The organism is Pediococcus sp. EKM201D, from assembly GCF_011800215.1.
Lineage (GTDB): Bacteria > Bacillota > Bacilli > Lactobacillales > Lactobacillaceae > Pediococcus > Pediococcus pentosaceus.
In genome coordinates this window covers 104888-119058 of sequence record NZ_JAALFK010000003.1, presented here as the reverse complement: position 1 = coordinate 119058, position 14171 = coordinate 104888, and the positions used below count along the sequence as shown (strand labels likewise).

The window sequence follows — 14171 nt, the reverse complement described above, 5'->3', positions numbered from 1 at the left end:
TAGAATGGGGAATATTTATGAAAAAATTTGTTGCAATCGTTGGAACGAATAGTAAAAAATCAACCAACCGTAAATTACTACAGTACATGCAAAAAAGATATAAAAATGACGCAGAAATTAAGCTCGTTGAGGTGGCGGGACTGCCAATTTTTAAAAAGACCGAGGAAATGGCGATTCCAAAACTAGCTCAAGGAATTGCTCACGAGCTTGAGAATGCTGACGGAGTGATTATTGGTACTCCGGAGTATGATCATTCCGTTCCGGCCATCTTGCTTAGTACATTAGCATGGCTGTCCTATGGAATCCATCCTCTGCTAGATAAGCCGGTGATGATTACGGGAGCTTCATATGGTGCTTTAGGTGCATCACGAGCTCAGGCTCAACTTAGACAAATACTAGATTCACCAGAAATTAAAGCGCGGATTATGCCTAGCTCTGAATTTTTACTGGCTAATTCGCTTAAAGCTTTTGATTCAGCGGGAAATTTAATCGATCAAGAACAAGTTGAAAGATTAGACGGTTTATTTGAAGACTTTATTTTATTCTCAGATATTTCCAAACAGTTAAACCACGCTAATTCTAATAACGCAAAGGAAATGCAAAACTTTTCATGGGACGAAGGTTCTGGTAGAAGGGATGAAGAAAAATGAAACTAGTAGCAATTGCGGGATCTATAGGTGAGCAATCTTATAATCGAATGTTATTACAATACATTGCCAAGCATTTTGAAAACTTAGTTGATATTGAACTTTTAAATATTGATGATGTTCCAGTTTTCAATGAAGATGAAGATTTAAGTGATAATATTGAAATTCAAAAAATATATCAAAAAATTTATGGAGCCGACGGGGTTATCTTAGCTACCCCAGAACATAATCACACAGTAACAGCTGCAATTAAAAATGTCATCGAATGGTTATCCTTTAAATTACATCCCTTTGATGGCAAGCCGGTTTGGATTGTTGGAGCTTCTTATTTCAACCAGGGTTCCTCAAGAGCGCAACTCCATCTAAAACAGATCCTCGAAGCTCCAGGAGTTAATGCAATTGTAATGCCTGGTAATGAATTTCTACTTCGGAACGCTAAGGAAGCGTTCGATGCAGAAGGCCAATTAAAGGATGCTGGTACTGTTCAGTTTTTAGAAATGGTCATCCAGAAATTTATTAAATTTGTGAAGGTAATTGATATGTTAGATGCTCCTGATCCAAAGTCTTACCAAGACGAAGATCTTGAATCTAAAGGTAAAGTAAATACAACTATCGAAGGGGTCGATATGCACGATGAGCATTGGGTTGAAAAAGCAGCCCAAAAAGTTCACGCGGTGGATGGAAGTACTTATGTTAAATTGGATCGTGGAATTCTAACGGTTGACCAGCTTAATTATTTCTTGAAGACCATGCCAGTGGAACTTACGTATGCAGATGATAACAATCAGTTTATTTACTACAACAAAAATCAACCGGCTGACAAGATGCTAGCACCAAGAAATCCTGGGCAAGCTGGTGATCCGTTAGCAGACGTTCATCCAGGGCGAGCAGTTGACCGAGTTAAACAGGTGATACATGCGCTTCGTACCGGAGAAACTGATCTAGTTTCGATGCCAGTTCCAGGTAATGGTCCGGATCGACATGTTATGCATTACTACAAAGCAATGCGTGATGAAAATGGTCGCTATCGAGGGGTTAATGAATGGGTAACTGATATCATGCCCATCATTAAATATTATTTAGCATCCACTGGCCAAAAACTAATAAAGGATCCAGCAGCCAAACCGATTTCACCAATTACAGGAATTGACGTAATGGCTGGTGCTTCAGCTAATCCAGAGCCTGATGTAACTTCAGGAGCTTCGAAAGAGGGGCCTGCAGGTCTTGATGTCACAAGCGGAGCTTCAGAAACACTCGAGAGCAATCCAGAAGTAGATGCTACTTCGGGGGCTTCAGAAGTTTAAATGATTATATAAAATGATTCCTTGATAATAAGGGATCATTTTTTTATTGACAGAAGTAATATCTAAGACTACACTTTAACCATAATATATTAATGATATTGTTTTGATATCACGAAAGGAGTTAAGATGGGCAACAAAGATCATGAAAAACGTTTTTTGCTTCGTTTAGATCAAAAACTTTATGAAAGACTTCAATCGGAAGCGGATGAACAAGGACGAAGTGTTAATGCACATATCGTTAATATCTTAAATAGAACTAACACGCCAGCGACCTTTGAGAAACGCCAAATTATTGGAAAAGTCATTGCAGGTAAAGATTTAAGTCAGAGTGGACTAGTATTAGTTTCAGGAATTTATTACAGATATTTACTTGATGATAATGGTAATGTGGTCGAAGACGCCCAATATGCCATCATTGAAGCAAATGGAAATATCTTAACTTTAAGAAGAATATAGGGGGAATATTTGATGTTAGGTATTAAAATCGTTCCGCAAAATAACCAGGGTTTAGTTGAGACGTTAGGAAAGTATAGTCATAGTGTAGAATCAGGGCTAAATTTTTATATTCCAATTTTCCAAAAAATTCGAAAGATTAGTTTGGCGATGCGACCTTTAGCGCTTCCTAATTATTCAATCATTACTAAGGATAATGCTGATGTTTCTGCTAGTTTAACTTTGAATTACCATGTAACGGATGCGGCTAAGTATCAATATGAAAATACAGACTCAGTTGAATCAATGGCTCAATTAGTTCGAGGTCACTTGCGCGATATTATTGGGCGGATGGACTTGAACGAAGCACTTGGTTCAACGGCTAAAATTAATCAAGAATTAGCCTTGGCAATTGGCGACTTAACTAATACATATGGAATTAATGTCGACCGCATTAACATTGATGAATTAACACCATCGAGGGCGATTCAAGAAGCAATGGATAAACAATTAACTGCTGATCGTGAAAGAGTTGCTACAATTGCTAGGGCAGAGGGAGAAGCCCGTTCGATTGAATTAACTACCAAAGCTAAAAATGATGCTATCATGGCCACTGCTAAAGCTGAAGCGGACGCAACTAAAACACGCGCAGACGCTGAACGTTATCGGATTGATACAGTCCAAACTGGGTTAGCTAATGCGGATGGAAAGTACTTCAAAAATCAATCGATTGAAGCCTTCTCCACACTTGCTAAATCAGCTGCTAATCTGGTAGTAGTTCCATCGGATGGAATGACGGAAATAGGCAATCTTCCAGTGGTAGGAAAAATGTTAGAAAAAGGGATGGATAAAGCTTAAAATTTTGGCAGACGATTGGATGGTTTGATCGAGAGTGATTTCGACCGAAGGTTAATATTCGTGATTACTGAAACCTATAAAAAATGAGCCGTAAAATATGATAAAATGCTCCGATAGGTATTTTTATAGATATAGGAGAGTAAACTAATGATTAATTCGATTGAAAATGATGATTTTTACCAAAAGATGCAAAATGAAAAATTAACGGTTTTAGATGTACGTGAGAAAGTAGAATTTATCGATGGTCATGTACCGATGGCACAAAATTGGCCCTTGAGTGAATTAGCCGAAAAATATAGCAAATTAGATACTAGCACATCTTACTATGTGATTTGTCGTTCAGGGGCACGCTCAGCAAATGCATGTGCTTTCTTGCAAGATAAGGGATTGAACGTTACTAATGTAACTGGAGGGATGCTAGCTTGGAAGGGCGAAGTTATTTAGTAGTGGGGGATAAAATTAACAAAATGTTAAATGGAAAGCAAAAGAGTCATGTAGTGTGAAAACTACATGACTCTTTTTAGGTTGATTGGCCATACTGGGCTCGAACCAGTAAATTACGGATTCAGAGTCCGCTGCCTTACCAATTTGGCGAATGGCCATTAAAAAATCACCCGCACGGGGATCGAACCCGTAACTCCGGCTTGAGAGGCCGACGTCTTAACCAATTTGACCAGCGGGCAAATTACTCTATTAATTTACACTAAAAAATACGTTTCGTCAATAAAGACCTTAATTAATTTCAAGAATTTCAACCTGATATTGTTCATCAGGAGCAGTAACTAGGACAATATCATGGGTTTTATGGTGCATAAGTGCTGAACCTAGGGGAGATTGGAAAGAGATTTTGTTGTTAACCACGTCCGCCTCATGTTTTCCCACAATCTCGTAGGTGATTTCGTCATGGTCATCGACAAAACGCATCTTGACTATGCTACCCAAATCGATTTTGGAATGATTAGTGTTTTGAATGATTTTGGAATAACTAATTTGACGCTGCAAGTATCGTAGTCGGCCTTCCATCCGACGAAGGTCACGTTTGGCGGCACTATATTCGGCATTTTCAGAAAGATCACCCAAGGCTCGGGCATCGGCAAGGGCCTTGATTAAGGCCGGACGTGTCTGCTTTAAATCATCAATTTCTTGATTAATTTTAGCGTAGCCACTAGGAGTCATAGGTACAAACTTTGGTTGCATAAAATCACTCCTTTCTACATGGATGATGATTCGAAAGTAAGTTCAATCATATATTCATGCTTTTCAAGGATATGTGAGGTGGTTACCCAGACAGAATCTAGCCCATGATTTTTATCTAATGTTTTTTGCTGGAAACGATCAAGAATGTCACTATTTTTAGCCACAAATTCGTCAGCAAATCGATCGACTAATAAAGAATTGTCTGGAAAATAAACATGTGGTTCAGAAACGGGAACGGTGTCCGGGAAAGTCATATTAATTACGTTTCTGTAGCCAATGTGATGAATCTTAACCATCTCGGGTTTATTATCAATTCGGTACAAAATGTTATATAAAGAATCTGAGTTAGTTGCCATAAATAAGTTCCTTTCTACATGTTGATATTGTAGCAAAAATTCCTAAGTAAATGTTGTTGCAAATCGAAAACCAAAGTGTATAATTGTGGTTTATGACAAGTTGTCATTTTTAGGAGGTCGAAATGCCAAAGCAAACATTTTTTAATTTAAAGGACGAAAAACGGCAACGTATTATAGATGCAGCTGAACGTGAATTTAGTCAATGTCCTCTATATGAATCTTCGATAAATAATATCATTAAGGATGCGAAAATTCCACGGGGAAGTTTCTACCAATACTTTGATGATTTATCAGATTTATACGGGTATTATTTTAGTTTGATTTTAGAAGATATTCAAGAGAATTTGATTGATAGTGTTCAAGAGGCGGATGGTGACATTTTTTCAGCAGTTAAAAAATATGCTGGGGAATATATGAAAGAAATTATTTCAGGCAATCATCGTGATTTTTATAGAAACTTCTTTTTAGGAGCCAATATTTCAAAGCGTTCTAAAGATGGTAAACATCCCGGGTTTGATGTATATCATTCAGATCGTATGAAAGAACTACGTGTCAATCTTAAAAAAGAAGTCAATTGGAAACTCCTAAAAGTGACTAACGAAAAGGATCAAAATATGATTCAGCAATTGATAATGATGATTTTCTTTCATTCTTTTGCAAATTATTTTGTACATTCAAACAACACTGATTCAGATCCGGCAGAAGTTCAAAAAGAAATTGAACGGAACCTCAACTGGTTGGAATTTGGTGCAAGAAGAACGGAGGATAAATAGTTATGTGGAAACTACTAAAGTCTCGATTTACGTGGTGGGCGGTATTAGTTGGGACAGTTTTCTTGATGGTTCAAATTGCGGGTGATTTGCTTTTACCTAATATTACTTCGGATATCATTAATAATGGTATCGCCAAAAATAACATTGGATACATTTGGAACTCGGGTTTAAAAATGTTATTAGTTTCACTAGTAGGATTAATTGGTGCGGGAGTTAACGTGTTTTTTGCTGCAACTCAAGCCCAAAAAGTTGGTAATAAACTACGCAGTGATCTCTTCAGAAAAATATCGTTCATGTCCAATTATGAATTTGAAAAATTTGGAGAAGCTTCGTTAATTACTCGTACAACTAATGATGTTATTCAAATTCAAAACGTGATTGTTATGATTTTACGCATGATGTTAATGTCGCCGATTATGTTAGTCGGAGCAGGATTTATGGCTTATCAAAAACAATCCGAGTTAACCGCAGTTTTCTTAGTTGCATTACCATTACTGGCAGTTTTTGTGGGAATTATTATGTTTTTTGCGGTCCCTTTGTTTAAGGGCCTTCAGAAAAAGATTGACCGGATCAACTTGGTTTTTCGTGAGGGATTAACTGGGGTACGTGTCATCCGAGCATTCAATCAAGATCAATTTGAACAAGATCGTTTTGCTGATGCAAACCATGATTATATGAAAACTGGTATTAAGGTATTTACAATCGTTTCCTTCATGATCCCGGTAATGACTCTTTTGATGAGTGGAACTAATATTGGAATCGTCTGGTATGGAGCTCATTTAATTGCCAACCAAACGATGCAAGTTGGTAATTTGGTAGCCTTTATGACGTATGCCACTCAAATTTTAATGAGTTTTATGATGCTTTCGATGGTCTTCGTAAGTATCCCGAGAGCTTCAGCTTCGGCAGCTCGTATTAATGAAGTATTGAATTCTGAAAATAGTGTTAAAGACCAAGCAAACGTGGAAAACATGGTTGAAGATTCGACTGCTACATTGGCTTATAACAATGTTAAATTCAGATATCCTGGTGCTGAACGTCTTTCAATTGATAACGCTAATTTTGAAGCTAAGGCGGGAGACACCGTTGCCGTAATTGGCGGAACTGGGTCTGGTAAAACTACTTTGATTAGTTTGTTACCACGTTTATTTGATCCCGAATCTGGTTCAATCGAATTGAATGGCGTTGATATTAAAAAGTTAAGCCAATTCAATCTACATGAACAAGTAGCATTTGCGCAACAAAAAGCAGTTCTCTTTAAGGGAACGATTCGTGAAAATATGCGTTATGGGAATGAAAATGCTACTGACGAAGAGATTTGGCATGCTTTAGAGGTAGCACAATCGACAGAATTTATTAAACGTGATGGCGATGGACTAGATACTTTTGTTGAACAGAATGGGGATAATTTCTCAGGTGGACAAAAGCAACGTTTGTCAATTGCTAGAACGTTAGTTAAAAAAGCTAAGGTATATGTTTTTGATGATTCGTTTTCAGCCCTTGATTTTAAGACAGATGCTAATTTAAGAAAAGCTCTTCGGGAAGATCCTGAAATTCAAAAGAGTATTGTTATTATCGTTGCTCAACGAATTGCCACGGTTGCTGATGCAGATTTAATTCTAGTATTAGAAAATGGAAAAGTGGTTGGGCAAGGAACGCATGCAGAATTAAAACAAACAAATAAAACTTATCGAGAAATTATCGAATCACAAATTAAGGAAGGAGATCAAACAAATGGCTAAAGCAAATAATGCAGCACGACCACAAAATGGGCCTCGGCCTGGCGGACATGGCGGTCCCCGTGGTGTAATCGAAAAGCCCAAGAATTTTTGGAAATCAGCTGGTCGATTGGTAAAATATCTTTCGCCTTGGATGTTTGGTTTCATTGTTGTCCTTATTTTTGCGGCAATTTCTACCATTCTTCAAATTCGAGCACCTAAAATTTTGGGTGAAGCTACGACTGAAATTTTTAAAGGGGTAATGAAGGGTGCAGCTCAGATGAAGATGGGTGTACCAGTGCATAAATTTCCTATTGATTTTACCAAGATTGTCGAAATCTTAACGTCAGTGGGACTATTGTATGTCCTTTCAGCTGCGTTTAGTTTTGTTCAACAAGTGGTAATGACGCGCGTTTCTCAAAAAGCCGTTGCACAACTTCGAGCAGATTTCAAAAATAAGATGCAAAAATTACCGATTTCTTACTATGATACCCATTCAAATGGGGATATCATGAGTCGGATGACCAATGATATGGATAATATTAGTTCAACTTTACAACAAAGTTTGACTCAATTAGTAACTAGTTTCTTCCAATTTGTCGGGGTATTGTACATGATGCTAACAATTAGTTGGAAACTAACCCTACTTGCTGTTGCAACGGTGCCACTGAGTTTGATTGTCGTTGCGGTTGTCGCACCTAAATCACAAAGATTTTTTAAATCTCAGCAAAAACACCTTGGTTTAATGAATAATCAGGTTGAAGAAACGTATGCGGGACATACAGTAATCAAGACTTTTAATCATGAACAAGATGCAATTGAAGATTTTGAAAAAGAAAACGTTAAGTATTATAAGTCAGCTTGGAAAGCGCAATTTATCAGTGGATTGATTATGCCATTGATGAACTTCGTCAAAAATATTGGTTACTTAATGGTTGCTGTAATTGGTGGTGTACAAGTTGCCCACGGAAATCTTTCCTTAGGTAACGTCCAAGCGTTCCTCCAATACACCCAACAGTTCTCACAACCGATTACTCAAATTGCAAATATTGCTAATACACTTCAAATGACCATGGCTTCCGCAGAACGAGTTTTTGAAGTGCTAGATGAACCAGAGATGGAAGATCTTCACACAGATGTAGCGGATGTTAAGACAGATGCTAAGATGATTTTTGACGATGTGGACTTCCGTTATGTTCCTGATAAACCATTGATTCGAAACTTTAATTTGCGGGTTGAGCCCGGAGAAATGGTTGCGATCGTTGGTCCAACTGGAGCTGGTAAAACGACGATTATTAATTTAATTGAACGTTTCTACGATGTTAATTCAGGGACGGTTTACCTTGACGGGAAGGATACTCGTAATATGGAACGGACGGAATTACGTTCTAAAATTGCGATGGTTCTTCAGGATACTTGGCTTTTTACCGGAACCATTCGAGAAAACATCAAGTATGGTCGTGAAGGGGCAACGGATGAAGAATTATATAACGCGGCTAAGGCAGCCCATGCTGATTCATTTATTCGGCAGTTACCAGATGGGTATGACACCATTTTAAACGAAGCAGCTTCTAATATTTCACAAGGTCAACGTCAATTGCTAACAATTGCACGAGCTTTCTTAGCTGATCCTGAAATTTTAATTTTAGATGAAGCTACGAGTTCGGTTGATACGCGTACAGAAGTGTTGATTCAAAAAGCTATGAATAATTTATTGAGCAACCGTACAAGTTTCGTGGTTGCACATCGACTTTCTACTATTCGCAATGCTCAAAATATTGTGGTAGTTAATAACGGTCAAATCGTTGAAACTGGAAATCACGATAATTTAATGAGCCAAAATGGTTTCTACGCCGACTTGTATAATTCACAATTTGCAAGTGGTGAAGTAATTTAATTTTTAATGGGTTATTCTTCGTTTGAAACAAAACGGAGAATAACCCATTTTTTGTTATATAATGCTATTGGAATTTAGGAAACGGACGGTAGGAATAAAAATGGTATTTACTGATACAGAAAATTTAATTCAAGCGATGTTGGAGCAACAGATAATTCCTGGAGCAGACTATACTTTTATTCATCATGGAAGGTTAGTTCATGAGGTAACCACAGGCTATAGCAGCGTAGTACCGATTAAACGGCGCTTAGCGCAAGGTGAGTATTTTGATGTAGCTTCTTTAACCAAAGTTATGGGGACGGTTCCTTTGACGCTCTGGTTAGAACAACAGGGAAGGATTAATTTAGAAGCCCCAGTGAGCCAATACCTTCCCCAAATTAAAGATGCAAGAGTTACGTTACGTCATTTGTTGACGCATACTTCGGGGGCTAAGGCTTGGATTGATCAGCGGGATGAATTAAATGCGAGTGAATTACGGGAAGCTATCTACAATAATTTAACTTTTGGAGCTGATTTTAATCAAAAAGTTGTTTATAACGATTATAATTTCCTATTGCTGGGCTTTATAATTGAACGGGTATTACATATGCCGGTTCAAGTAGCAATTCAGAAATATGTGTTGCAGCCTTGGGGATTAGAAGCCAGTAGCTTCACCCCTGATCCTCATCAAGCTATTCCAACGCAAGTCCGCAATGGCATCTTAACTAAGGGACAGGTACATGATCCTAAGGCCGCTTCGTTAGGCTTGCATGCTGGTTCAGCAGGACTATTTTCTACCAAACATGATGTGGTTAAATTTACCCTGAAAATGTTAGCAAATGAAAATGAACTTTTGGATGAAACAACCATGCGTCAATTCGAAGGTAATCAAACGACTAATTCTAAATTACTCCGTTCATGGGGCTGGGCGTTTGTTACTAGAAAACCACATCAAGTTCTACTCAGACATAGCGGTTTCACTGGAACATTTATTTTATTGGATCGTTTAACACAAAATGGGTTGGTATTCTTATCTAATCGGGTTCACCCGCAACCTAATTTGGAATTTTTAGAATATCGACAAAAAATTTATCAAACTTTTGCCAAAGAAGATTTTTAAAAATGTAACTTAAAGAACAATTGATGATGTGGTATTCTTAGGTAATGAGTAGATGAAAGGGGTTTTATAGAGCATGAGTGAACCATTATTTTTAAATCCAGTATTCCATGAAAAAATTTGGGGAGGGGACCATTTAAGAACTGAATTTGGTTATGATATTCCAAGTGACCACACGGGAGAATGTTGGGCAATTTCAGCTCATCCACATGGCCCAGCCACCATTGCTAACGGAAAATTTAAAGGTATTACGTTAGACAAACTATGGGAAAGTCACCGAGAACAATTTGGAAATGCCAAGGGGGAAGTCTTTCCACTCTTAACTAAGATCTTAGATGCGAATGACGATTTATCTGTTCAAGTTCATCCAGATGATGCCTATGCAGCTGAGCATGAACATGAATTGGGTAAAACTGAATGTTGGTATATCATCTCGGCCGAACCAGGAGCTGAATTATACTACGGTCATAACGCTAAAACACATGAAGAATTGGCAGATTGGATTAATAATGGTCAATGGGACAAATTATTCCGCAAAGTGCCAGTTAAAGCCGGTGAATTTTATTATGTGCCCAGTGGTACAATTCATGCTTTAGGTAAGGGAATTATGGTTCTTGAAACTCAACAAAGCAGTGATACAACATACCGCTTGTATGATTTTGATCGGGTAGATAAAACCACTGGTGAAAAACGTGAACTTCATCTTCAACAATCAATTGATGTAACTAACGTACCTCATGAAGATCCTAAACTTAACATTACTACTGACAAAGTAGGCGACGCTGAGGTAACTACATTTGTTAAAGCTCCAATTTCAAAGTATTTCTCAGTGAGAAAAGTTTCTTTGAAAGATGGCGAAGTTAGCTTTAAGCGTGAAGGTTTGTACACCTTAGTTTCAGTATTAGATGGAGAAGGGAACATTACTGTTGATGGAAAAACATATACTCTTGTTAAAGGTCAACACTTTGTTCTTCCTAACCCAGTCAAAGAATGGAGCTATAGTGGAAAACTTGAATTAATTGTTAGTGAACCTGGTGAAGCATAAAAAAGAGTATCTAAGAAAAAATTCTTTCTTAGATACTCTTTTTAGTCTTAGAAAGTTGGTTCAATAGTAAGTTCTTTTTGAGGAGTTAAATCAGCATCAGGATATTTACGACTAAGAGCAGTTAAAATTATACGCTTAGCTAATTCACCATTACGAGTTAGGATTGGACCATGGAAATAAGAGCCATAAACGTTTTTATAAATGACTCCTTCTGATTGATCTTCACCGTTGTTACCATGGCCAGACTGAACTTCTCCTAAAGGACGTTCTCCCTTACCAAGGAAAGTTTTCCCGTTGTGATTTTCAAAACCATGGTAAATTTCTCCAGTTTCAGCATTTTTGATAACAATATCGCCAATGAAGCGATTATCGTCTTGACTTAAGGTGTAGTGATCTAAAGCATCAATCCCTTTAATTTTCTCACCATTCGCACCAACGTAGTAATGACCTAGAAGTTGATAACCACCGCAGATGGCAAGTAGTGGACCGCCATCTTCAATATAATCAGTTAGACCTTCTTTTTTGTGTTGAATATCCTTGGAAACGATGGTTTGTTCATAGTCTTGACCACCGCCGAAAAAGACGATATCCCAGTCTTTAGGATTAAATTGATCATCGAGACTAACAATGTCAATATCTAAATCTGTATCCATTTTTTTAGCATAATATTTTAAAGCTAGTAAATTACCGTTGTCACCATAGGTATTCAATAGGTCACCATAAAGATGAGCCACGTTTAGATTGTATTTCATATTAAATCCCCTCTTTGATGTAACCTTCTGTAGCTAATTGTTTACGTAATTGAAGCATGGCAGTGTAAGTTGCAAATACGTAAACACGCTTGGTAGGTAAATTTTTAATATTTGAAACAGCATCTTTTAAATTATCATAGGTACAAAGTTGATTATCCTCAATTCCAGCTACCTTAAGACGGAAAGTGATGTCTTTGTAACGTTCGCCACCCGTCATGTATTGTTGAATTGGCATTTGCGTTAATTTTTCAAAATTTCCATCCCAAATCCAACTTGTATCAATCCCATCAGCATAGTTAGCATTTAGTAAACCAACAAAAGAAAAAGGTTCGCTTTCAGTTCCAACCATATCAATTACTTGGTTTAAACCAACAGGATTTTTAACTAGCACGATGGTAATTTCTTTACCATCTACATTGATTTGTTCTTGTCGTCCAAAAACCCGCTCATCGGGGTCATTTAAAGCCTTTTGAATGCTAGAAGTAGGTACTCCCATAAATTTACCGACCGAATAGGCGGCCAGTGCATTATAGACATTGTAAAGTCCCCCGATGTGAAGGGTAAAGTTGGAAGCATCAATGAAAAATTTAGATAAATTGGGAGTAAGCTTGGTAATCTGGGTAAGTTGATAAGTCAATTCGGGACGTTCCCAGCCGCAATTAGGGCAATAGTACTTACCTTGATTGCTATAACTAATAAATTTATAGTGAATAATATGTTCGCAGCGAGGACAAACCACGCCATCAGTATTCGGATCTGCCTTCATTTCACCGTCGGGTTGATTGTTAAAACCATAGTAGACAACAGGATTAGGAAGGTCAACCGAATTGAAAATTGGCATGTCGCCATTAGCGATAATGGTAGCTTCTGGAGCTAATTTAACCCCATCTAATATTTTTCGATAGGTTGTGTAAATTTCGCCATAGCGATCCATTTGATCTCTAAATATATTAGTAAAAACGAAGGCTAAGGGTTTGATATATTGTGTTACCTTAATGACGTTAGCTTCGTCTACTTCTAAAATAGCAATATTTTTGCCATTTTTAGATTTATGGTCAGTTAAGAAAGTGGTGACAATCCCTTGTTCCATGTTCGAACCAGTTGGATTAGTAAGAACATGATCAAACTTTTGACGAAGAACTTTAACGGTTAAAGCAGTGGTAAGGGTCTTACCATTGGTACCAGTGATTACGATCACATCGTAGTCCTTACCAAGATCTTTTAGAATGGTTGGATCAATCTTAGTAGTTATTTTGCCTGGTAGTGAACTTCCTCCAGAACGAAATGTGTGTAAAAACCAATATGACGATTTACCGGCCATTTTGGCAATTGAACTTTTAAATGACATGTTAAGCCCTCCGAATATCTTTAAAACATCTAAAATAGTATTTTAAGCTGAAATTGATAAAAAAGAAAGTTTCTTATATTAATAAGAGATGAATTTTTATTTTATATCAGCTATACTTAAATTTCGGAGAATAAAATTAGGAGTGGGGCTAGAATGGCACAGTTATTTTTTCATTACGGAGCAATGAATAGTGGTAAGTCAATTGAAATTTTAAAAGTGGCTCATAACTATGAAGAACAAGATAAAAAAGTTATTTTAATGACGAGTGGTATTGATACTAGAACGGCTGTTGGTGAAATTTCCAGCCGGATTGGGTTGCGCCGAGATGCTCTTCCAATTTTTGATGATACGAATATTTTGGAATTGATTACGCAAGCTAGTGCCCAAGAAGATACTGCTTGTATCTTGATTGATGAAGCTCAATTTTTGAAAAAACATCACATTATAGAACTAGCTAAAGTAGTCGATGACTTAGGAATTCCAGTCATGACGTTTGGTTTAAAAAATGATTTCAGAAATGAATTGTTTGAAGGAACTAAATACTTACTTTTATATGCCGATAAAATTGTGGAAATGAAGACAATTTGTTGGTTCTGTAAGCACAAAGCGCTAATGAATTTACGCGTTCATGATGGTAAACCGGTCTATGATGGTGAGCAAGTTCAAATTGGTGGTAATGAGTCTTATTACCCGGTTTGTCGTCGCCATTATTTTCACCCACTGACTGAAGAAGAAATGAGGAATTAAT

General features: G+C 37.3%; 15 protein-coding genes and 2 tRNA genes. 11 read left to right on the top strand and 6 right to left on the bottom strand.

Annotated elements, in window-relative coordinates:
• Nucleotides 1-17: 17 nt before the first annotated feature.
• The 5 genes from HFC68_RS05550 to HFC68_RS05530 all read left to right on the top strand — a co-directional run bounded on the left by HFC68_RS05550 (nucleotide 18) and on the right by HFC68_RS05530 (nucleotide 3685).
• Nucleotides 18-650: an NADPH-dependent FMN reductase gene (locus HFC68_RS05550; RefSeq protein ID WP_011673625.1), complete on the top strand. Its 633-nt coding sequence runs from the start codon at nucleotides 18-20 to the stop codon at nucleotides 648-650.
• Entirely contained in the window at nucleotides 647-1951 is a 1305-nt protein-coding gene (locus HFC68_RS05545) for an NADPH-dependent oxidoreductase (RefSeq protein WP_167399719.1), read from the top strand. The genes HFC68_RS05550 and HFC68_RS05545 overlap by 4 nt, the downstream gene beginning before the upstream one ends.
• 126 nt (nucleotides 1952-2077) lie before the next feature.
• Nucleotides 2078-2407, top strand: a complete 330-nt coding sequence (locus tag HFC68_RS05540) for a toxin-antitoxin system HicB family antitoxin (RefSeq protein WP_002833660.1) — start codon at nucleotides 2078-2080, stop codon at nucleotides 2405-2407.
• A gap of 12 nt (nucleotides 2408-2419) precedes the next feature.
• Nucleotides 2420-3241: an SPFH domain-containing protein gene (locus HFC68_RS05535; RefSeq protein WP_002833662.1), complete on the top strand. Its 822-nt coding sequence runs from the start codon at nucleotides 2420-2422 to the stop codon at nucleotides 3239-3241.
• A 147-nt stretch (nucleotides 3242-3388) separates the two neighbouring features.
• Nucleotides 3389-3685 carry a rhodanese-like domain-containing protein gene (locus HFC68_RS05530; RefSeq protein ID WP_011673623.1) on the top strand — a complete coding sequence of 99 codons (297 nt, stop codon included), beginning with the start codon at nucleotides 3389-3391 and terminating at the stop codon, nucleotides 3683-3685.
• Nucleotides 3686-3770: 85 nt separating this feature from the next.
• Here the strand turns inward: HFC68_RS05530 and HFC68_RS05525 are convergent.
• The 4 genes from HFC68_RS05525 to HFC68_RS05510 form a co-directional block, all read right to left on the bottom strand.
• A tRNA-Gln gene (locus HFC68_RS05525) sits at nucleotides 3771-3843 on the bottom strand.
• Nucleotides 3844-3851: 8 nt separating this feature from the next.
• Nucleotides 3852-3924 (bottom strand) — tRNA-Glu (locus HFC68_RS05520).
• A gap of 49 nt (nucleotides 3925-3973) precedes the next feature.
• Nucleotides 3974-4438: a transcription elongation factor GreA gene (gene greA, locus HFC68_RS05515; RefSeq protein ID WP_011673621.1), complete on the bottom strand. Its 465-nt coding sequence runs from the start codon at nucleotides 4436-4438 to the stop codon at nucleotides 3974-3976.
• Nucleotides 4439-4452: 14 nt separating this feature from the next.
• Nucleotides 4453-4794: a hypothetical protein gene (locus HFC68_RS05510; protein ID WP_002833665.1), complete on the bottom strand. Its 342-nt coding sequence runs from the start codon at nucleotides 4792-4794 to the stop codon at nucleotides 4453-4455.
• Between the two features lie 122 nt (nucleotides 4795-4916).
• Between HFC68_RS05510 and HFC68_RS05505 the strand changes: the two genes are divergently transcribed.
• The 5 genes from HFC68_RS05505 to manA all read left to right on the top strand — a co-directional run bounded on the left by HFC68_RS05505 (nucleotide 4917) and on the right by manA (nucleotide 11323).
• Complete coding sequence (locus HFC68_RS05505; RefSeq protein ID WP_011673620.1) at nucleotides 4917-5567, top strand: TetR/AcrR family transcriptional regulator; 651 nt, start codon at nucleotides 4917-4919, stop codon at nucleotides 5565-5567.
• A gap of 2 nt (nucleotides 5568-5569) precedes the next feature.
• Nucleotides 5570-7309 carry an ABC transporter ATP-binding protein gene (locus HFC68_RS05500; RefSeq protein ID WP_011673619.1) on the top strand — a complete coding sequence of 580 codons (1740 nt, stop codon included), beginning with the start codon at nucleotides 5570-5572 and terminating at the stop codon, nucleotides 7307-7309.
• Nucleotides 7302-9182: an ABC transporter ATP-binding protein gene (locus HFC68_RS05495; RefSeq protein ID WP_002833668.1), complete on the top strand. Its 1881-nt coding sequence runs from the start codon at nucleotides 7302-7304 to the stop codon at nucleotides 9180-9182. Before HFC68_RS05500 ends, HFC68_RS05495 begins: the two co-directional genes overlap by 8 nt.
• Before the next feature lie 100 nt (nucleotides 9183-9282).
• The gene (locus tag HFC68_RS05490) at nucleotides 9283-10281 is read left to right on the top strand and encodes a serine hydrolase (protein WP_011673618.1); all 999 of its coding nucleotides are present in this window, start codon (nucleotides 9283-9285) and stop codon (nucleotides 10279-10281) included.
• 73 nt (nucleotides 10282-10354) lie between these two features.
• A complete protein-coding gene (gene manA / locus HFC68_RS05485; protein ID WP_011673617.1) occupies nucleotides 10355-11323 on the top strand; it encodes a mannose-6-phosphate isomerase, class I in 969 nt (322 codons plus the stop codon).
• Between the two features lie 47 nt (nucleotides 11324-11370).
• Here manA and HFC68_RS05480 read toward each other — a convergent pair whose 3' ends face one another.
• Together HFC68_RS05480 and HFC68_RS05475 are read right to left on the bottom strand one after the other, a co-directional pair.
• Entirely contained in the window at nucleotides 11371-12075 is a 705-nt protein-coding gene (locus HFC68_RS05480; RefSeq protein WP_011673616.1) for a type 1 glutamine amidotransferase, read from the bottom strand.
• Nucleotide 12076: 1 nt separating this feature from the next.
• Complete coding sequence (locus HFC68_RS05475) at nucleotides 12077-13423, bottom strand: Mur ligase family protein (protein ID WP_167399718.1); 1347 nt, start codon at nucleotides 13421-13423, stop codon at nucleotides 12077-12079.
• Between the two features lie 153 nt (nucleotides 13424-13576).
• Between HFC68_RS05475 and HFC68_RS05470 the strand changes: the two genes are divergently transcribed.
• Complete coding sequence (locus HFC68_RS05470) at nucleotides 13577-14170, top strand: thymidine kinase (protein ID WP_002833673.1); 594 nt, start codon at nucleotides 13577-13579, stop codon at nucleotides 14168-14170.
• Nucleotide 14171: the final 1 nt, after the last annotated feature.